The organism is Rathayibacter sp. AY1G1, assembly GCF_002932095.1.
In the GTDB taxonomy this organism is placed as follows: Bacteria; Actinomycetota; Actinomycetes; order Actinomycetales; family Microbacteriaceae; genus Rathayibacter.
This window is the reverse complement of sequence record NZ_PSUZ01000026.1, coordinates 26,872-44,543: the sequence shown is the minus strand read 5'-3', so window position 1 is coordinate 44,543 and position 17,672 is coordinate 26,872. Positions and strand designations below refer to the sequence as shown.

Below are 17,672 nucleotides of genomic sequence, written 5' to 3'. Positions count from 1 at the left end.
CGCAGCATGGTTCGCCAGGCCGAGCAGAAGCAGCGGCAGGCGCTCAGTAACTACAACCGGGAAGTCCGCAACTACAACAACAAGGTGCGCCAAGCGGTCAGCACGTACAACCGCGAGGCGTCCGCCCACAACTCGCGTGTCCGCGCGAACCGCCAGCGGCTCGAGCGGGAACTCAGCAAGCTGCGGTCCCAGACGCACTCGTCGACGCGCTATGTCACCTACACCCGATCGGTGTCGACGTTGCAGCGATCCTTCGCCGACGTGGAGTCGGCAGCCACCGAAGGCGCCTGGTCAGACTCGCGCAACTTCCTCGACCTGGCAGAGGGCGAAGCCGCCAACAGCGTCGCAACCCTCAATGCACTGTTGGCTCCGTCAACCGATGACGAGGATCAAGAACCGGAGCTTCGGGTGACGTCGCTCACCAACGAACTCGCGAGCATCGACCCGGAGTTGCAGGACCGGTGGAACGGCGCACTGTTCGCCTTGAGCCCGCAGAACCCGGACGCAGCCCGGCACTTCCGCACGAGCGCCCGCGAGATCCTCGCGAGCATTCTCGATCGAGAAGCGCCCGACTCTGCTGTGAAGCAGGCAAACCCTGAGTACGTACAAACCCCGAACGGAGGCGTGTCCCGCCGCGCGAAGATCAAGTTCTTCCTCGCTCGCACCGGAAACGACGTCGCCGCGCTCGCTCAGTTCGTGGAAGACGACATCGACAGTGTCATCTCGCTCTTCACCGACTTCAACGCCGCAACGCACGGGGGAGCGGGACGATTCGATCTGCCGCAGCTTCAGGTGATCAAGACGCGCGTCGAGCACGCCATTCAGTTCCTGCACCGCTTGGTCCGGTGACACCTGCGGCTCGGGCCACGGGCTGAGACGTCCAATGGTCCGCGCTTGAACTCAGCGAGGCCCAGCACGACTCCCGCGTGCTGGGCCTCGCTGCGTTCACGCTGCAGTGAGGAGAACGGGGGCGAGATCGTCGCGGCGGATTCCCGAGAGCATACGGAGGTGCCCGGTGACCCTTTCCGCGAACTGCGGGCACTCGGCCCCGCGGAGAGCGTCAGCGAGGGGTCTGCCATCCCTGTCTCGCCAGTAAATCCGCTGCTTGTCCGTCACACGCTGCACGTGTGAGGGCGCTCCGTCATCGATGAGGATGAAGAAGTCATCCGCGCGGTAGACCTCGTAGAGCTCGTCCTCGCTGTCCGAGAATCCGCCGTCGTTGGTCAGCAAGATATCCGCGCCGGCCGCGAGCGCAGCAGCGTGGACGTGGCGATCGTGAGGATCGGTGCCGTTGTACGGAACGGTGGCGTCCGAGTCACCAAGGACCTCATCGACACATTCGACGATCTTCGCCCGCTTTTGAACGATCAGCCGGCCGGGCGCCTCGGGGTGCAGGCGTCGCAACGAGTACTCAACCTCCGCCAGGACGTCCTCACTCGTCACGATCGAGAACATCCGACCGGTCTCCGCGCGAAGCATGAACAACCAGTCCATCAGCGTGCGCGACATGAGAATGTTCGCGTCAACGAAGATGCGCTGGGTCATGGCGCGAGCTTACTGGGCTGCGTGAAGCTCCAGCTCGTCGTAGATCTGACGCAGCTCCTTAAACGCTGCTGCTCTCGCTTCGCTTCGCGCGCGAAGGAACTCTTCGATGTCCGCCGACTTGAAACGAGTGTGAGTGCCAACTCTGATCGACGGGACGAGTCCCTCCCGCGCCATCTTCATGAGCGTGGGGCGAGATACTCCGACGAGATCGGCAGCGACCGTCGATGTGAGCTCCTCGGGCCGTGACGCGATCGAGAACGATGCGCCTTCCGCGGCCTGCTCGAGTATGAACCGGAGGAAGCTCGACACGTTCTCCTGGAGAGGAATCGTGCGGTCGCCGACCTGCACGGAGAAAGTTGTGATCTGCTCATCGCACGCGTCGCGAACGACCGCAGCGGCTTCATTTCGCACGGCCCGGGTGTTTGCTGGTGCCGTGATCGCAAGCGTTCTAGGCATGTCCTTCATCCTCCATCACGCGTCTCAACTGATCTGCGCAGGTCCACGTTACGGCGTTTCAGTTGTAACTGCAAAATTTTTCCGCGGTGATCAGAAGTTGCACAGCACACGATCGTGCGTCGGTCCATCCCATCAACGACAACTAGTCGACGGCCCTTCGCCCCGAGCAGCAACCTGCGCTGACCTGCGTGGGCGCCAAATCACCCGTGGGCACAAAACGAGGCTGCGGTCGAAGCGACCGGCGTGCAGTTGGAGCAACCGGTTTCGCTAGAGCAAACCGCTCCGCCGCGCGACCTCCGATAATCGAGATTATGTCAGTTTGTCTGCGTTGGACCGGCGTCGAACGGCATGACGGCTGCGGTCCCGGCGCCCCCTCGCGTCTGGCTCTCTCCTGTGCACGACGAAGGGCTGCCACCCACCAAGCGGGTTGCAGCCCTCCGTTGCATCGCTTTGGGATCGGTCAGAATCGCCCAGCCATGACGAAGCCGTTAGCGTCGACGTGCTTTTCGATGATCGTGATGCCGAGAGCGCCGGCGATGGACGTCCACGCGTTGAGCTCGTCGCGGTTTCCCAGTCCGGTGCTTGTCTGCACGAACCCGCGTCGGGGAGTAATCACTGCGGTGCTTCCGTAACTCGACGTACGGCCGCTTCCGGCGTCCTGGTAAACCACGATCATTTGCATTTCGTCATCCTCTGTTTCGGGGCCGATCGTCGATGTCGATCCTGTGTACTGCCAGTGCCAGGGCTCGCTCGAGAAGGTCTGTTTGAAGTCGTATTCGTCAGCATGCGCTACAAGCCAGGTGTACTGCCTGTTCCAGATGTCGACCGCTGTTCCGAACCCGTGCGTAGATGAGCCTGGGGGCGCAATAGACACCGGTCCCTCCGGGTGGTCGTAGCGGTACTGCTGCTGGACCAGGTCGCGATAACCACCATCCGGGGATGTGATGACCATCGTGACTCCTGTCGCAGCCTTGCAAGCCGCGACCATCGCCGTCCATTTCGCAGCAGTAGAGCGTTCGAGAAGCACTGTTCCCGCACTGGCTGCAACGGTGGTCAGTTTTGCGGGGTCGACAGCGCCGTTGCTTTCGGGAGGGGAAGCTGCTCGTGCGGCCGCCGCGGGGCCGAACAAATATTCCACCGCCAAGAGCGACAAGCCTCCGGCAGTTCCCGCGACGACTGTTCGCCTCGATAGTGAATCTGCATGTTCCATGTTCGGAAGTTAGCAGGGTGCCGCTTTGAGGCGCAAGAAGTTTGTTTGCTCGCGACCGGAGTGCTTTGGTGTGGGTAAATGCATCTCGAAATAGGAGAAGCGGAAGGTACATGAAAGCCGCAAAGCGGGCTGCCCCCCTTTAGAGGCGGGTGCTGGTTGCAAGGGTTGCATGTACCACAACCGCGGGTTCGCTGAGCGAGAAGGTGGCGCAACGACGGCGATCGATGCTCGACGCTCAAGTGAGCCATCCGCAGTACAGACGGTTTGAAGCTCGACAGTTCTGAGGTGGGGCCGATGCTTGGAGAGGGACCCCGCGTAACCGCTCGACCAACGCGCACGACTACAGCGAAGCCACTGGTTCCCTCATAGTGCGAGCGTTGGAGTATGGTTCGGATCATGGCCGACGAGATGCGAGAGACGACCTTCTGGATCTTGACGACGTTGGCGACGGGTCGGCGCCACGGTTACGCACTCCTCCAAGACATCGAAGAGCAGTCGGAAGGTCGCGTGCGCCTCCGAGTGACGACCCTCTACGCCGCTCTGGAGCGCTTGGAGTCGGAGGGCCTGATCGGCGCCGACGGCGATGAGCGGGTCAACGGTCGGGTACGTCGCTACTTCCAGCTCACCGCCGGTGGTCGCTCCGCTCTGGGTATCGAGGTCGACCGCATGGAGGCGAGTGCCCTGAGGGCACGGGCCAATCTCGGGCTGACGCCAGCCGCTGCACTCTGACCTCAGCACGTGACTCGTCCATCTGCTGGATTCTTCCAGCAGACAGCGCTCACGACCGGCAGTCGATCCCCTACGGGACGGACGTCCGAAGGACGATCCCGTACGGAACGGTTCAGTGGCGCCCGCATCGCGCGTGCAGGGGACCCTGAACATCTAAATGCTCACGGTTGTCTGCACGAGTGGCGCGATAGCGCGAAGAGTCGTACAGGCGACCGCGAGGAACGACAGCAATTGCCAGCACCCGCGCACGCGTCCCGTTGCGGCAGACCCAACCTCCATGAGGCAGTGGGTGTCCTGCTCAGAACGTGCCGGCGGTGGAAAGCGGCAAGCGCTCGAACTGTTCAACTCCGAAGTCGTCGTCCCATCGGAGTCCGAGGACATACATCCGAGCTCGGCTCGGCGCGCCGGGACGAAACGCGAGGGGCACCCCGGCGGGAAGCACCGGCACAGGGATCGTGACACCTACTGGCCGTGGTCGGCGGCCGCGGGTGAAAACGTCGACGCGGAGGTCGTGGACTGGTCCCGGTCCGCGGTGCTCGAGGCTGTATGCGGCAAGGTTCGGCTCGTACGTCACGAACCATCGCGCCGGCCCGTCCCGGTGCACTCGCCTCGTCGCCATTCGGTTCAAGAAGCGCTGTCCGGCGCGACGATTCGCGGCACTCGCCTTCGGAGTCCTCGCTGCGTCGGCAGCCTTACGATCAGCCCGCCGATCCAGCAGCTTGTTCAATCGGTAGAAGACGAAACCCACCACGCCTACCGCCGCAGCGCCGATCACCGCGCCAGGCGCCTCAGCGATGCTGCGCACCATGTCCTCGATCACGTTCACCACTCACTACCGACCTTGAATCGCATGTTGACGACTCCACGGCTCGCCGGATCCGACGGTACCTTGGACTTCCACGCTGAGCGTGTGATCGGGTCAGGAAGGCCGCAGGTGCAAGAAGAGGGCTCTTCGCAGCAAGTCTCTGGGGTCGACCTCCTGGCTGCTGATCTTCGTCGGCTACGTCTGAGAGCGGAAAGTCCGACGCTCGTCCACCTGGAGCAGCTGACGGGAGTCTCGAAGTCGTCGCTGTCAGACGCGTTCAAGGGCAAGCAGCTGCCGTCCGAACGGACTCTCGATTGCCTCGTCCGCGCACTTGGCGAGGACCCGTCCGCGTGGCTGGACCGGCGCACCCTACTAGCGTCCCCCACCACCAAGACGCGCTCGGCGCCCGATGAGCCGGCGCCACCGACTGCCGGTCCGCAGCCACAGCACGCGTTGACTCTTCGCGGGGCTGTGGTTCTCGCTGTCGTAGCGTTCGGGGCGGGAGCCGCAGTCGCGACCGGCATCACTGCCCTTGTTGATCGCCCCGAGGCAGTTGCTGCCACCGAGCCGGATCCGGGAAGCCCGTCGATGCTTCCCGTCGAGAACGGCGTCGACCCCGCAGCGACCTCCTGCCTGGACGACGCCCGACCGGCCGCATCGGAGACACGCAACGAGAGCGTCCTACTCGAAGTCATGTGGTCAGATCGCTGCCAAGCCGCATGGGGTCGGATCACGCGATACGACAACCAGAGCTTCAACAACAGCGTCCACATCGAGATCTACCCACAGAGCGCTGACCGCGACAACCACCGACAGGAATCCACAGTCGAAGGAGTCCAAAGCGCCTACACCGCCCTCATCGTCCGGTCAGACGCCGACACACGCATCTGCGCGCACGGGAACATCACCCTCAACGGCGACACCATCGACGTTGGCGACGCACTCTGCACCTGACTGAACGGACCGGAACCAGCGCAGCTCTCATCCGATCACTCAGGAACGCCCATTCAAGGCCGGCCGGGTCGACATCGACACACCTGGTCAGAGCACCAGGACCCGTCCCACGCCACCCATGCTCCGCTCGCTTCGATGCAGCTGATTCTCCAGCTTTTCCGGAAATGACGGTTCTTCCAACGAGGACCCCAGAACCGCCCCACGCCTGTCATCGTCACGTCGACGGCAGATCGCCGGCTCATCGAGGAGGTAACACCCATGAAAGTTTCCCGACGTCTGGCCTCACTGGGCGCAGCACTCGCGCTCGCAGGTGGTCTCTCAGTCGCCACCGCAACTCCCGCTCTCGCAGCCGACTACGGCGTCAACATCGCCAACTACTGCGCCAGGAACGTCAGCAGCGGCACCCTCGCACCCAGCCAGGCCACCAACATCAACAACCGCTACGACGGCTGGCGCTGCGGCACCCGCTACGGCCTCGTCGGCGTCAACGTCGCCGTCGCCTGCCAGCAGCAATACAACTCCCGAGCGGTCGCCGTCACCGTCAACACCAGCGCCAGCGGCTGGCGCTGCCGCTTCTAACCCGACACCACACCAGCCAGCAGATCAGGGCCGGCCGAGCGCTCAACTCGGCCGGCCCTCCGCCGTGCCCGCGACACCACCGTTGTACCCACGTGCCGCCCTGCGGCCGGCAGGTCGGCTCAGAGGTGCTTCTTGAGCCACTCAGTGGTTGACGCCCTCAGCCCACGCCAGCTACCCGCGCCGCTGAGCTTCAGTACGAGGAGCTTGTCGTTGGCATCGAGGTACTTCGTGGCAGCGTCCCTCACCTCGTTGCTGGTCATGTCTGTGACGACGACCCATGTGCTCTCGAGCGTGTGCTTCAGATGAGCGATGAGCTCGTCATAATTACGTCCCGGTGCAGAGAGGTCATAGCTCACGAGGTAGCTCGTCATCAGTTCCTCCATCGGGGGCGGTAAGAGAAGTCTTCCACCATCGCGACGCCGAGCATCCCCGGCGCATCGCCCCGCCTGCGCACCCCGCAGGAGGCCGCCTTCGCTCACGGCTCGACGTTCACACGAGACCATCTAGTTGGGGTACCCCCTATCGGACGCCCGCTCAGCGATCACCTTCGAGACGTGATCCGCCCCGACCGGTGATGCGGTTCACTGTGGACATGAATCAACGTCGCCTCGTGGTCCTTGCTTGCGCAGCAGCGCTCGTGATCACAGCAGGAGGTGCAGCTGCCCTCCTGCTGAACGCGCAGAGCTCGCTACCACCCGCCGGCTCCGCGCGCTCCACGCTCACGGCTCTCGAGCCGGGCGTTCTGACCGGGGATGTCGAAGCGATCCGTGCTGCCGCTGGCGCGACGTCGGAGGAACAGGCTTCCGGGATCCTCGATTCCTGTGCTGACGTATCAGCGACGGATACGCAGTTCGACGTGTTCGATGAGCTCGTGCCGACCTCTGCCCACGCTTACCTCGCCGGCGCATCCCGCTCTGGAGCCGCCGCGCGCAGTGCGTGCGAAGTGTGGATCAGCTGGGATGGCGAAGCATGGGTCGCCAGCTCGAAGCACACCACCGCATCTCCGACACCTCTCCCCACGAGCTGACCGGACCTGCCGCGCTGTGGGAGACGGAACAAGCATCGGCGCCTCAAGCGACCGGTGAACGACCCCCTGCCGGACGCCGAATGATCCTCGGACGCCATGGCGTCTCGCAGGACTGGCGGAGCCTGCACCTAGCCTGAGCAGATGGAAGCGTCAGTCGATCTCCTCACGCGACGCCTCCGGCTGCGTCGACTCACAAGAGACGACGAGGCGGCGGTCATGTCATATCGGGGCGACGCCCATGCCTCCCGCTTCCTCGGGCACCCGCCGCTGACGGAGGGGCAGTACATCCCCTGGTTCGAGGAGCGAGACATCGAGTGGGAGCTGCGCGAACCAGGTCACCGCCGCTTCTACGGGATCGAGATCCGAGCGTCGAGGATGCTCGTCGGTGATGCCGTCCTCATCCGATCCGCGGATGGACAGCAGGGCGAGATCGGCATGTTTCTCCACCCCGACACGGCCGGCCTGGGCTACTCGCTCGAAGCGGGCGCCGCCCTGCTCGACATCGGGTTCGGATCGCTCAACCTCCATCGCATCGTCGGGCGCGCCGCAGCCCACAACCGCAGCTCCGTGCACGCGATGGAGCGGATGGGCCTCCGGCGAGAGGCCCTGTTCTTGCAGAGCGAGAAACGCGGAGAGACCTGGATCGACTCAGCGGTCTACGCGATCCTCGCGGCCGAGTGGAAGCGGCCCCCTCGGAGCTGACCGGCTGACCATCCCCTTACGGGACGCCAGATCGCGCTCGTCCGCCTTGCTCGCCGGAGCTTCGATGCGAAGGCGACTGCGGCCGTCAGCGCGCCCGCGGCAACACCCCAAGCGCGGCCGCCGGTGATGAGGCGCACCAAGTACAGCGCGGCGCCGAACGGTGACCCCTCCGCACCCGTCCGCCGACCGTTCCGCGGAGGATGGGTGACCGCATGCTCCGCACCCGCCGGTCAAGGCCGAGCGGCAGGCGCAGCCTCTCCAAGACTGCTCCACACCACCGGGACATCCCGCATGACCAGTACGTGGTCGAACGAAGCGGAGCCGGTGGGGAGCGCGTCGAAGAAGCTCGATTGGACACGCGTCGTGCGAGCCGCTTCCACGCGCCAGGCGTGGGTGTCCAGCCGAAGCGGCTCGAGCCGCCCCGCTCGCGTCGGCGACCAGCCGACAGCGTCCTTCCGGAAGAAATCGGACGCCGCGGACAGGTCGGCGAACAGTGAACTCGTGAACGTCTCGGGCGGGACAACGTGGGCGTCGACAGCGACACGAAGATCGGCGGCGTCGACGGTCACACTCAGTTCGTCGTCCGAGTCGACGGATCTCACCCGAGCGCGTTCATGGACGCCCGGGAACACCCGCCCACCCGCGACTTGGGCGAGACGCGAAGCGCTGTGCCGGCGCGGGATGAACACTCCGGTCCGGATCCCGTCGGGCCCGTCCCACTCGACAGCCACTCGATGGGCCGCACTCTCGCTCCGGTGGCCGATCCTCGGTGCGACCCACATCGGCCGGAAATTTCCCAGCCGGATCAGGCAGACGCCCGCCACCGCGCTCCCGTCGACGATCTGCGGACGGAGCCCCTCGGGCAGCAGAGACTCAATCACGACGGGGTCCACCCGGAAGTTGACGAGAAGACGCCGCTCGATCGTCGCGGCCATGCGAGGAATGGTGATGCCCACCCCCGAATCTTAGGACCGCCCTCGTCCACCTGCTGAAGCACCCCTGTGGAATTGGGCGGTCCTCCTCCGCCTCTCGCTCGCCACGGGGACGAGAACGATGCGGCCGAAGACCGAGTCGTAGGGTTCCGGTCATGGAGCAGTCTTCATCCCCCGACCGCGACCCGGACCCGCTTCGGGCTCAGCTGGACGCGCGATGGAACGCGTATCTCGCCACTCACACGCAGGCCGCCGACCACGGAGAGTGGATGAACGAGGCGATGGGTGACTACCGAGACGAGATCGTGCACTTCGGTGGGCAGCTTCTCAACGACGTCGCGATCAGGGAGTGGAACCACGAGTCCGCGCAGCGCGCACATGACAAGTACGTCAATGAGGCGGAGCGTTACGACCGTGATCCTGCTGCGTGGGATGCGTTCTGGCTCCGTGTTCGGGCGGCGGTCCAACGACAGCTGAGCCGGACGCCCTCTCCCAAGCCGGAAGAGCTTGATGAGCGACCGCTGAACCATCCCCATACGGGACGGCCGGTACGCCAGCTCTCTCCCCGACAGAATCGTGCGACGATCACCGCGTGAATTCACAAATCAGGGCCTTCGAGAAACGCTGGCGAGCCGAGTGGGGCGATGACGTGGCGCCAATCGGATGGCACATGCGCGCGCTCGACTCCGGGGCCGACCGCTGGAGGAGATTTCACACTCTTCCGAAGTCGAAGCAGTACCCCGAGAGCCCGGAGGAGATGCAGACGGTTCTCGATCGCTACGTCACCTTGCTGACCGAGGTCGCGGGCGATTCTGCAGCCTCTCTGCTCGTCATTGCGCAGGAATGGGATCAAGACGACCTCGCCCGGACTCCGTGGATCGAAGCTCTTCTTCCCGATGCCGTCCACTGGAGAAGCTCCGTGCACGACGAGGACCTCTACGATCTACCGGCTCTGACGATCAGCTTCGGGCCACACCGACCCGAAGAACTCGAGCCACTGTTCCGCGCCGTCTCGAACGAGGAAGCGCACGTCGCCGTCACCGACGCCACCGCTAGCTGGCTCTTCGCCCCCTACGACGGAGGCGTCGACGTCTTCCTCAAGGACGAGCGACAGCAGGAAGACCTGCGAGCGAGATTTTCGGACTGGCTACCGGCGCCAGGACTTCCCGGTTCACCACTCGACAGCAACTGACGACCGGAACGGGTTCCAGCAATCGCAGAGGAGCGTTCGGTGAACGATCCTCATACGGGACGAGGCGGTCGCGGGGTGGAACACTCTGCGGTAGCTTCACGACCGGGGGTGGTCATGGTGGAAGTGCTCAAGGGCGTGAGCCTGCTCGCGTCGGGTGTCGTGATCGCCTTCCTCTGCTCAGTGGCGGGGTTTCAGACCGGCGTTCGTGCGGACCTGGATCAGACCGGGGGCCAACTCAGCCCGGTCCTGCTCGTGGGCTTTTTTATCGGACTCGTCGTGTCAGCCGTCGGCGCGATCGTGCTCTACCGGTGCTACGAGCGTGCCCGCGGCGTTCGCTAGCTGCTAGCGGAATCTGCAGCCGGAGCGTCACGCGCTGTGGACATGCGGCCTGTGGCGGTGCGGTCGAGAGATGGGGACTTCGCTGACGCCGCACGTGACAGACCGGCGGGGGCCGCCGGCGCCGCCCTGCTCTGGGCCGCGACGCACAGCGCGGGCGAGAGCAGTACCTGCCCGCTCACCGGCCACTGAACGATCCCTATACGGAACGACGAACGGGCGGGCGCCCCTAAAATCAGCGCCGTGCGGTTTCGCCCGAATATCCAGCTCCGTTTCGGCATACTCCTGCCCGCAGCTCTGATCTGCGTGCCGGCAGCGACAGTATGGAAGCCCGGCCTCGCGCTGGACGAGCAGCTGGTCTTCATCGTCATCTTCGCGGTCGTCATATCGCTCGCTGCGCGGTGGGTTGTTTTCAGCGGCGTCAGCCTGCGAGAGAACGACCTCACCGTCCACGGGGTCTGGTGGTCCCGACGCGTCCCTCGCGACCAGACCATCCAAGTGCGCCAAAAAGCCGGCTTGATGGTCCTGCACTGGCGCGACCGTCACGGCCGCATCCGGCACACACCGATGATCGCCTTCACGTCCGCATCCAACGATCCCTCATGGGCCGCAAGTCACAACACTCACGTAGCTCGAGCGGTCAACGACTGGATTGCCGGCGGAGACGGGCGCGGCGCGGGTCGCAGAGTCAAGGACAACTAGAACCTTGCGTGCCGGTGAACCATCCCCATACGGGACGTCGGCCGCGCGGCGGAAGCCAACCATTTAGAACTTGGACGGCGTTCCTGAGACGTTCCGCGCCCGACCGGCCATGTCCATAGTGAAGAGCAAGGTCTGCTCGAGGAGGAAACGATGGACGACGACGGATTCGATGAGTTCCTGGCCCGCTCGGGACGTAGTCCGATAGGTGGGCTCGCGTCTCGCACTGTTATTGAGGACCTGGTGTCCGCCACCGCGGAGAGCGCGACACCACGGCGTCCGTGGTGGCGTCGCCCGCTTCTAATCCTCCCCGTGATCGGTGTCCTCGCCGCGACGACAGCCGGGGCCGTCGTCTTCACCGTGGGATTCGATGCGGACGCGATCGTCCCGATCAACTACACGACCGACTCGGGTCGACAGGTCAGCTGTCACTACGCGGTCGAGGCCGGCATCGGCGGCACGAGCGACCCGGCAGCGGTAAAGGACTTCATCGCTGAGCACGACTGGTCAGGGATCGGCCAGCGCGTCTACGAAGAAGCCCTCGCACATCCCTACATCCCACGGAACAGCGAAGAGGCCGCCGGCCTCACGCAGGCCAACCTCGACAAGTTCTCGTTCGGGGCGGCTCTGACCACGGTGATCTGGGCCGAAGTCCCCGACGAACTGGTGCCCGAGGACATGCTGAGCGGAGCCGAATCCGACTGCGAAGGAGAACTGCGGTGACCCTGGACGACCAGCTGTCATCGAAAGCCTCCTCGACGCGGCGAGGCGACGACGAGCGCGCCAGACGGGTGGAGCTCCTGCTTCTCGCCCAGGCGGAACCGCTACTGCGCTACTTCTCCCGCCGAGCTCCCCTGGATGACGCCCCCGACCTCCTCAGCGAGACCATGCTCACCGTCTGGCGCCGCGCGAAAGACGTACCCGCCGGCAACGAAGGGACGCTCTGGATCTACGGGGTCGCACGCCGAGTCCTCGCTACTCACCACCGCTCGAATCGCCGCCGAACCAGCCTCGTTGACCGCCTCCGAGACCAGATTGTCGTTCACAACCCGGCCCACGACCAGCTGGACGACATCAGCGCGCACCTCCACCACCTCATCGAGAGGTTGCCCGCCGTTGATCGCGACATCATCGGCTTGGTCCACTGGGAAGGCTTCACCCTCGAAGAAGCCGCACGCATCCTCGAGAAAAACCCCTCCACGATCCGGACCCGATACGCGCGACTTCGACAACAGCTGAAGTCGGAACTCCAAGCCGAGGTCTAGCTCCGTCAGATGGCCATCCCCTTACGGGACAGACTCTCGACTGATTCCATCGTCGCGTCGTCAATTCGGGGTCCTGCCGGACATGTACAGAGTGAAGGCCACTCGAGCGCACAGGAGCAGATCATGACCACCGAACCTCACGACGCGGGCAGCGATCGGGCGATGAACGCGCTCCTGGACGAATCGGCGCCGCCGACCCCACTGGCGGAAGCCATCTCCGACTCCTCTCTTCGAGAGATGATTCGCGGAGCGGAGTGGAACGCGCGACGCGGCAGGCGACAGGCGACGCCTCGTGCGCTCGTGATCGGGACCGTCGTCGCTCTCACGCTGGGCGGCACGGGTGCAGCAGCGGCAGCGACGCTCTCGGGGTGGGAGCCGTGGGTGGCGAATCCGGATTCCGTTGTCCACTTCACCCTGCCCAGCGGAAGAGAATGCGAGCTCCGAAGCGTCGCCAAGGAAGGCGACCCGGAGGACATCAAGGAGATGCAGGACGTGCTTCGCACCACCGACGTGCTCGCCCTCGCGGACGTCGACGGCGAGCTTGCTCGGATCGTCGCCCGGGACGTGACCGTCCGCGGCGACGACGGCGACACCGTGGTGCGCGCGACCGGGTTGTACTCCGAAGATGAGCTGTACCGCCAAGCCGTGGGGGGCGCGATCATCAACGTCGTCTGGGACGAGCTCGAAGATCGAGGAGTGGTCGATCCCGTCACCGGATCGGATCTCTCCTTCGGAAGCCAGGACGACTGCGCAAAATTCACCCAGGCAGACCTCACACAGTGAGCCGCCGCGACACCCGAGCCGATCGCGTGGTCACGATCCTCGACGCCACAGCCCGTGACCTTCTGAACTACCTCGAACGCCGAGTCGGCGCTGACGACGCTCCCGACGCGCTCTCCGAGACAATGACGATCGCGTGGCGCCGATCGTCATACATGCCCCTGCCGGACGAGGACGCCCGCCTCTGGCTGTTCGGGGTCGCGCGGAACGTCGTCCTGAACACCAGCAGGACACGCCGGCGCCAAGACCTCCTCGCCGAGAAGCTCCGCGGCACCATCGACCCCACCGTCGTGATCGCAGAACCCTCCGACATCGCCCTCGACGTACGGGCAGCTCTGGACAAGCTCGCTCCAGAGCTCGCAGAGCTCGTGCGACTGGTGCATTGGGACGGCTTCTCTCTCAGCGAGGCAGCTCAGATCGTCTCCGTCCCGCCGTCAACGGCGCGCAGTCGGTACCAGAAGGCGAAGCGCGAGCTCGGTGACCTGCTGTCCCCGCAGCCCTCGGAACGAGCACTTAGGTCTGCAGAGAAACGCTGGGTCTGACGCGCTAGCCCATCGGCTATCGAGACAAGTTCCGGCAGCGGCGGGGGTGTCGGACCACGCGGCCGTTGGCGAGAACCGCACATTGCGAGCCGTATTTCCTGAGTCCGACGACCCACGTCTGAGCGATCCGTCCGACCAGGCTGTGACCATGACTGAATCGCCCATCACTCGATCAACTCTTCTCCACCAGTCGCTTGCAGGCGGCATGGACGTGTCCCACGTCGAGGTGCGCCGAATCTCAATCGCAGCTGGCACGAAGGGCGGTGCTCACGTTCACAACGGCCCTGTCTTCGGAGCCATCGAAAGGGGGTCGGTCACATTCCAGATCGGTGAGGAGGCACAAACCACCCTTCGCGCCGGCGACGTCTTCTACGAGCCTGCCGGGGTCATCGTCTCCAAGTTCGACACCACGAGCGAAGACGTCGTGTTCATCGGCTACTTCCTCCTGGCGGACGGGGCAGCACCCGAGATCGAGTTCACTGCGCAGGACTGACCGCTAGCCCGTCCCCGTACGGGCGGCCTCCCGCGACGGATCGCACGCGCACATAACGCTGGTCGAGCGGTCGGAACGTGGAATCCTCGTCCCATGATCGTGAGCGACGGACAGGCCTGCGCCCCACAGAACCTCGACGTGCTCACCGACCGACTCCGACTGTGCCGGCCCGCCGAAACCGACCTCCACGAGCTGTCCCGCCTCTACACCGACCCACGGATCGCGGAAGAAGATCCACTCCTCCTCCATCTCTCCGCCGATCAGACCCGGGCCGTCATCGCATACCGAAGGACCCAGTGGACACAAGACGGACTCAGCAGCTGGGTGATCCGCCGGCGCGAATCCCCCACCGACAACCATGATCTGATCGGAATGGGCGGATGCACCCTCCTCTCCGACGCGGCCTGGAACGTGGCGTTCACCCTCCACCCCGACCACTGGGGAAAGGGCTACGCGCAGGAAGTCGCCCTCACCGGCATCGAACTCGCCCACTTACTCCGACCGGAACTGCCCGTCACCGCGGTCGTCGCAGAACGCAACGCACGCTCCCGCCGCACCATCGAGCGACTCGGCCTTCAGCGAAGGTGGGAAGGTCCGAATGCGCACAGCCCGGACCCGACCGCTCGAATCGTCCTCTACGCCGACCGCCAGCTCTCCATCGAACAGGTCCGCCGACTCACCAGCTGAATCCGGCCGCAGCACGACCTCATCAGCCGGCCAGGGATCCCTCACGGGACCGTCAATGGTGATGAGGCGATGAGTGAGCACGTTCGTGCCTGCGTCAAGACAGTGGATCTGTCGCGGTGGAGCATCCCCTGCTAGGACGCTGCCTGCTCTCCAGCAGCTGCGCGGCGAGCGGCGTCTGCCTGGTGGCGATAGAGCGACGCGCGACTCCACCCAACGAGACGAGCAGCATCCTCAGCAGTGCGACCACGCGCTCGCGCGTCCGCGGCGATCGCGAGCTTGTCCGCGACCACCGCAGGATCCGACAGGGGCCGGCCGAAGCGCGTTCCGCTCGCACGTGCGGCGGCGATGCCGGCGTTGACGCGTTCAACGATGAGCTCCCGCTCGTACTCCGCGAGCGTGGCGAGCATGTTCAGCATCAGCCGGCCCGTCGACGTCGACGGATCGATGCCGTCGGAGATCGACCGGACCTGCACGCCGCGGTCACGCAACAGGTTCACCGTGTTCAGCACGTCGATCAGCGACCGGCCGAGACGGTCGACCCGCCAGACGACGACGGTGTCCCCGCCCTCGGCGTACTCGAGCAGCTTCTTCATCCCGCGACGCTCGATGGCGGTCTTGCTGCCAGACGTCACGTCCGCGAACACGTCCCGCTTCTGAACGCCAGCCGCAACGAGCGCGTCGACCTGCAACTGCGCATCCTGACTCGACGTACTCACACGCGTATAACCGAGAAGTCTCACAAGCTCAGTTTGACTCGGAAAGCCCCTCCAAGCACCCTCCTGAGACGAAGTACTAGGAGACAAGTTGTTGAGACAGTGAGGCCTCCGCCGTTCCGGCCGAGGCCAACTTCGGAACGGCTCTCAACGGGCTGTCTCAACAAGCTAATGCTTTACGAGGCGGTCAGCAGACAGCGATTGCTTTGCAACAGAGTCCTGCGCGATCGGCGTCCTCCGGGGCAGCGCGCCGAAGTTGCGAGACCGACCGCTCCCCGCCAGCACACAGCGACGGAAAATGGGTGCCGCGATCACCAAGATGCTTCGCCTCCCTCGGGATGAGAGACCTCGAGGGCCGCGGCGCTAGTCTCAAGGGCCGCGGCGGGCGGTGAGCCAGTGCTTCACAACCCGCTTCGAGCGTCCCTCACCATGACCAACAGGCGTGCAAGGCCCCAGTTCGCGCGGCCACTTCGCAAGAACGATGTCGGGCGGAGGCGATAGATTTTCCTCAGCGGAAGAGAGGTGGGGTTATGGCGGATGAGATCGAAGTGATCAGCGACGGTGAGGGTGTCGTTGTTACCGGCAATTTCTCCGCGGTCGAGCGTTTTCTCCGCGAAACCGCCCTCCTGAGGTACGCACGAAAGCTCAGTCTCGGCAAGCTGAGCGGTTTGCTCAGCACCGGAGCCGACTTCGCATCATCGGCGTCCGGCATCGCCGAACAGTCAGCGATGTACCTCAAGCTGACGCCCGAGTCCGTCAAGCGACTCAAGGACGCAGGCGGTCTCATGAAGACGAAGACCGGCGGCATCAGCCACGTGATGCTCGGCGAGACGGGCAAGGACTCGCTGAAGTGGCTCCAGGTTCAAGACGGACCCACGTCGCTGCTCACCAACCCGGCGGTACTGTCGGGCGTTGGTAGCCTCATGAGCCAATTCGCCCAGCAAGCCGAAGCACAGGAGCTACGCGCGATGCTGGTCAGAATCGACGAGAAGCTCGACGACATACGTCGTCGACAACGAGACGAAGTACTGGCTCGTTTGAAAAGCTCAGGGGCAGCGATCGAAGAAGCATCGATCATCCGTGCGCGAGGCGGCGATCCGCGAACTCTGTGGGACAAAGTCAGCGGCACGCACGAAACGATCCTCAACGTTCAGGAGGATGGGCTCGCGGCACTTAGTGCACTTGCTGACAAGGTCAAGAACAAGCGGGAGACCGGCGAGCTGAAGAAGGTCATGCGGGAGATCGAACATGAGGTTGCCATTCAACTCGCAGCGCTCGGTCGGTGCTTCGAGCTGCAGGACGAGTTCGGAATTATTGAGTTGGACCATGTCCTTGCCACGGCCCCTCTCGCACTGGAAGGGCACCGGCAGGGAATCTCGCACGCGCGCGAGAAGCGACGCGTCGAGGTGCTCGAGAAGACGGCGCAGCTTATGGCCCAAATGGATGCAGCCGGCGGGATCGCCAACGAAAATATCCTGCTCCACGCCATCGCCGCCCGCTCAGTCATCGATTCCCTCAATGCGACGGCGGCAGCGATTGATGACTTTCATTCGCCCCTCGGCATCGACTCCGATCGTGAAGCGCTGAGGGCCACCGCCTGGCGCCAGGCACTTCGGGTTCCTGGTCAGCGAAAGACGGCCGGTAAAGAGCTCGGAAAAAAGGCGCTTGTCGGTGCCGGTCTGGCTGCCCTGTCCCTGGGTGCGCTGGCTACGAAAAGCAAGTTCAAGCCGAGCGCTTAGCAAGGTGGTGCCCCTCAGCCTTCACTTGTTCGCAGTGCGCACAATGGTGCCGACCCTGAACCCGGATCGTTGACCGATCGAGCTAGCGGACCCACCCGACTAATGCAAAAGGCACACATCAGCCTCCCGCGCGGGCAACAGTCCAGGTAAGGCGGAGACTCTTACCTTAGCCATATATAGCCACTGCCTGTCGCGTCCTTCAGCTCATCGCAACCCGGCGTCAAGTTAGGGTCTGAAGCCGATGGTTTCGAGGGAGGCGGCGGACGACGTAGCTGGTTAGGTGTTGA

General features: G+C 64.5%; 24 protein-coding genes and 1 pseudogene. 18 read left to right on the top strand and 7 right to left on the bottom strand.

From position 1 onward, the window contains the following. Positions 1–6 precede the first annotated feature (6 nt). Positions 7–849 (top strand): hypothetical protein, encoded by an 843-nt coding sequence (locus tag C5C36_RS14135; protein ID WP_146085348.1) that lies wholly within the window; start codon positions 7–9, stop codon positions 847–849. A gap of 96 nt (positions 850–945) precedes the next feature. Here the strand turns inward: C5C36_RS14135 and C5C36_RS14130 are convergent, their stop codons facing one another. The 3 genes from C5C36_RS14130 to C5C36_RS14120 all read right to left on the bottom strand — a co-directional run bounded on the left by C5C36_RS14130 (position 946) and on the right by C5C36_RS14120 (position 3,211). Then, complete coding sequence (locus C5C36_RS14130; RefSeq protein ID WP_104309926.1) at positions 946–1,545, bottom strand: PIN domain-containing protein; 600 nt, start codon at positions 1,543–1,545, stop codon at positions 946–948. 9 nt (positions 1,546–1,554) lie between these two features. Beyond that, positions 1,555–2,001: a helix-turn-helix domain-containing protein gene (locus C5C36_RS14125; protein ID WP_181133826.1), complete on the bottom strand. Its 447-nt coding sequence runs from the start codon at positions 1,999–2,001 to the stop codon at positions 1,555–1,557. 460 nt (positions 2,002–2,461) lie between these two features. After that, positions 2,462–3,211, bottom strand: coding sequence for a M15 family metallopeptidase (locus C5C36_RS14120; protein WP_104309924.1), 750 nt, complete (start codon positions 3,209–3,211; stop codon positions 2,462–2,464). Positions 3,212–3,607: 396 nt separating this feature from the next. Between C5C36_RS14120 and C5C36_RS14115 the strand changes: the two genes are divergently transcribed. Further along, complete coding sequence (locus C5C36_RS14115; RefSeq protein WP_219814902.1) at positions 3,608–3,940, top strand: PadR family transcriptional regulator; 333 nt, start codon at positions 3,608–3,610, stop codon at positions 3,938–3,940. 298 nt (positions 3,941–4,238) lie between these two features. Here the strand turns inward: C5C36_RS14115 and C5C36_RS17720 are convergent, their stop codons facing one another. After that, complete coding sequence (locus C5C36_RS17720) at positions 4,239–4,769, bottom strand: hypothetical protein (protein ID WP_181133825.1); 531 nt, start codon at positions 4,767–4,769, stop codon at positions 4,239–4,241. Positions 4,770–4,790: 21 nt separating this feature from the next. Between C5C36_RS17720 and C5C36_RS18285 the strand changes: the two are divergent. The 3 genes and pseudogenes from C5C36_RS18285 to C5C36_RS14105 all read left to right on the top strand — a co-directional run. Continuing rightward, positions 4,791–5,081, top strand: a pseudogene (locus C5C36_RS18285) (helix-turn-helix domain-containing protein); the annotation flags it as partial. A 135-nt stretch (positions 5,082–5,216) separates the two neighbouring features. Next, on the top strand, positions 5,217–5,699 hold the full coding sequence (locus C5C36_RS17715; RefSeq protein WP_181133824.1) for a DUF2690 domain-containing protein: 483 nt from the start codon (positions 5,217–5,219) through the stop codon (positions 5,697–5,699). Between the two features lie 258 nt (positions 5,700–5,957). After that, on the top strand, positions 5,958–6,278 hold the full coding sequence (locus tag C5C36_RS14105) for a hypothetical protein (RefSeq protein WP_104226404.1): 321 nt from the start codon (positions 5,958–5,960) through the stop codon (positions 6,276–6,278). A 119-nt stretch (positions 6,279–6,397) separates the two neighbouring features. Here C5C36_RS14105 and C5C36_RS14100 read toward each other — a convergent pair whose 3' ends face one another. Then, on the bottom strand, positions 6,398–6,649 hold the full coding sequence (locus tag C5C36_RS14100; RefSeq protein ID WP_146085347.1) for a SinR family protein: 252 nt from the start codon (positions 6,647–6,649) through the stop codon (positions 6,398–6,400). Positions 6,650–6,870: 221 nt separating this feature from the next. On the opposite strand from C5C36_RS14100, the gene C5C36_RS17350 reads away from it, so the two are divergent. Together C5C36_RS17350 and C5C36_RS14095 are read left to right on the top strand one after the other, a co-directional pair. Then, positions 6,871–7,305 carry a hypothetical protein gene (locus C5C36_RS17350; RefSeq protein ID WP_146085346.1) on the top strand — a complete coding sequence of 145 codons (435 nt, stop codon included), beginning with the start codon at positions 6,871–6,873 and terminating at the stop codon, positions 7,303–7,305. Between the two features lie 141 nt (positions 7,306–7,446). Next, on the top strand, positions 7,447–8,007 hold the full coding sequence (locus C5C36_RS14095) for a GNAT family N-acetyltransferase (protein ID WP_104288851.1): 561 nt from the start codon (positions 7,447–7,449) through the stop codon (positions 8,005–8,007). Positions 8,008–8,237: 230 nt separating this feature from the next. On the opposite strand, the gene C5C36_RS14090 is transcribed toward C5C36_RS14095, so the two are convergent. After that, positions 8,238–8,963 carry a DUF2071 domain-containing protein gene (locus tag C5C36_RS14090; RefSeq protein WP_219814901.1) on the bottom strand — a complete coding sequence of 242 codons (726 nt, stop codon included), beginning with the start codon at positions 8,961–8,963 and terminating at the stop codon, positions 8,238–8,240. A 131-nt stretch (positions 8,964–9,094) separates the two neighbouring features. On the opposite strand from C5C36_RS14090, the gene C5C36_RS14085 reads away from it, so the two are divergent. The 10 genes from C5C36_RS14085 (at position 9,095) to C5C36_RS14045 (ending at position 14,933) form a co-directional block, all read left to right on the top strand. After that, complete coding sequence (locus C5C36_RS14085) at positions 9,095–9,535, top strand: hypothetical protein (protein WP_104309922.1); 441 nt, start codon at positions 9,095–9,097, stop codon at positions 9,533–9,535. 74 nt (positions 9,536–9,609) lie between these two features. Continuing rightward, positions 9,610–10,131: a hypothetical protein gene (locus tag C5C36_RS14080; protein ID WP_104226400.1), complete on the top strand. Its 522-nt coding sequence runs from the start codon at positions 9,610–9,612 to the stop codon at positions 10,129–10,131. 114 nt (positions 10,132–10,245) lie between these two features. Next, a complete protein-coding gene (locus C5C36_RS14075; protein WP_146085345.1) occupies positions 10,246–10,470 on the top strand; it encodes a hypothetical protein in 225 nt (74 codons plus the stop codon). Between the two features lie 240 nt (positions 10,471–10,710). Then, positions 10,711–11,169 (top strand): hypothetical protein, encoded by a 459-nt coding sequence (locus C5C36_RS14070; protein WP_104261702.1) that lies wholly within the window; start codon positions 10,711–10,713, stop codon positions 11,167–11,169. Between the two features lie 150 nt (positions 11,170–11,319). Further along, a complete protein-coding gene (locus C5C36_RS17710) occupies positions 11,320–11,889 on the top strand; it encodes a hypothetical protein (RefSeq protein ID WP_181125583.1) in 570 nt (189 codons plus the stop codon). Beyond that, positions 11,886–12,431, top strand: a complete 546-nt coding sequence (locus C5C36_RS14065; RefSeq protein WP_181065503.1) for an RNA polymerase sigma factor — start codon at positions 11,886–11,888, stop codon at positions 12,429–12,431. The genes C5C36_RS17710 and C5C36_RS14065 overlap by 4 nt, the downstream gene beginning before the upstream one ends. Positions 12,432–12,554: 123 nt before the next feature. After that, a complete protein-coding gene (locus tag C5C36_RS14060) occupies positions 12,555–13,214 on the top strand; it encodes a hypothetical protein (protein WP_104309920.1) in 660 nt (219 codons plus the stop codon). A gap of 26 nt (positions 13,215–13,240) precedes the next feature. Next, positions 13,241–13,753 (top strand): RNA polymerase sigma factor, encoded by a 513-nt coding sequence (locus tag C5C36_RS14055; RefSeq protein ID WP_146085344.1) that lies wholly within the window; start codon positions 13,241–13,243, stop codon positions 13,751–13,753. A gap of 148 nt (positions 13,754–13,901) precedes the next feature. Beyond that, entirely contained in the window at positions 13,902–14,246 is a 345-nt protein-coding gene (locus C5C36_RS14050) for a cupin domain-containing protein (protein WP_146076923.1), read from the top strand. A 93-nt stretch (positions 14,247–14,339) separates the two neighbouring features. Further along, complete coding sequence (locus C5C36_RS14045) at positions 14,340–14,933, top strand: GNAT family N-acetyltransferase (RefSeq protein WP_104305001.1); 594 nt, start codon at positions 14,340–14,342, stop codon at positions 14,931–14,933. 131 nt (positions 14,934–15,064) lie between these two features. Here the strand turns inward: C5C36_RS14045 and C5C36_RS14040 are convergent, their stop codons facing one another. Continuing rightward, positions 15,065–15,673 (bottom strand): recombinase family protein, encoded by a 609-nt coding sequence (locus tag C5C36_RS14040; protein WP_104309918.1) that lies wholly within the window; start codon positions 15,671–15,673, stop codon positions 15,065–15,067. 503 nt (positions 15,674–16,176) lie between these two features. Here C5C36_RS14040 and C5C36_RS14035 point away from each other — a divergent pair. After that, positions 16,177–17,385, top strand: coding sequence for a hypothetical protein (locus C5C36_RS14035; RefSeq protein ID WP_104309917.1), 1,209 nt, complete (start codon positions 16,177–16,179; stop codon positions 17,383–17,385). Positions 17,386–17,672 lie beyond the last annotated feature (287 nt).

Bases quoted from the DNA above. Each gene is read 5' to 3' on its own strand.
- C5C36_RS14135 (WP_146085348.1), top strand. From the start codon at position 7: ATGGTTCGCCAGGCCGAGCAGAAGCAGCGGCAGGCGCTCAGTAACTAC.
- C5C36_RS14130 (WP_104309926.1), bottom strand. From the start codon at position 1,545: ATGACCCAGCGCATCTTCGTTGACGCGAACATTCTCATGTCGCGCACG.
- C5C36_RS14125 (WP_181133826.1), bottom strand. From the start codon at position 2,001: ATGCCTAGAACGCTTGCGATCACGGCACCAGCAAACACCCGGGCCGTG.
- C5C36_RS14120 (WP_104309924.1), bottom strand. From the start codon at position 3,211: ATGGAACATGCAGATTCACTATCGAGGCGAACAGTCGTCGCGGGAACT.
- C5C36_RS14115 (WP_219814902.1), top strand. From the start codon at position 3,608: ATGGCCGACGAGATGCGAGAGACGACCTTCTGGATCTTGACGACGTTG.
- C5C36_RS14105 (WP_104226404.1), top strand. From the start codon at position 5,958: ATGAAAGTTTCCCGACGTCTGGCCTCACTGGGCGCAGCACTCGCGCTC.
- C5C36_RS14100 (WP_146085347.1), bottom strand. From the start codon at position 6,649: ATGACGAGCTACCTCGTGAGCTATGACCTCTCTGCACCGGGACGTAAT.
- C5C36_RS17350 (WP_146085346.1), top strand. From the start codon at position 6,871: ATGAATCAACGTCGCCTCGTGGTCCTTGCTTGCGCAGCAGCGCTCGTG.
- C5C36_RS14095 (WP_104288851.1), top strand. From the start codon at position 7,447: ATGGAAGCGTCAGTCGATCTCCTCACGCGACGCCTCCGGCTGCGTCGA.
- C5C36_RS14085 (WP_104309922.1), top strand. From the start codon at position 9,095: ATGGAGCAGTCTTCATCCCCCGACCGCGACCCGGACCCGCTTCGGGCT.
- C5C36_RS14080 (WP_104226400.1), top strand. From the start codon at position 9,610: ATGCGCGCGCTCGACTCCGGGGCCGACCGCTGGAGGAGATTTCACACT.
- C5C36_RS14075 (WP_146085345.1), top strand. From the start codon at position 10,246: ATGGTGGAAGTGCTCAAGGGCGTGAGCCTGCTCGCGTCGGGTGTCGTG.
- C5C36_RS17710 (WP_181125583.1), top strand. From the start codon at position 11,320: ATGGACGACGACGGATTCGATGAGTTCCTGGCCCGCTCGGGACGTAGT.
- C5C36_RS14060 (WP_104309920.1), top strand. From the start codon at position 12,555: ATGACCACCGAACCTCACGACGCGGGCAGCGATCGGGCGATGAACGCG.
- C5C36_RS14050 (WP_146076923.1), top strand. From the start codon at position 13,902: ATGACTGAATCGCCCATCACTCGATCAACTCTTCTCCACCAGTCGCTT.
- C5C36_RS14045 (WP_104305001.1), top strand. From the start codon at position 14,340: ATGATCGTGAGCGACGGACAGGCCTGCGCCCCACAGAACCTCGACGTG.
- C5C36_RS14035 (WP_104309917.1), top strand. From the start codon at position 16,177: ATGGCGGATGAGATCGAAGTGATCAGCGACGGTGAGGGTGTCGTTGTT.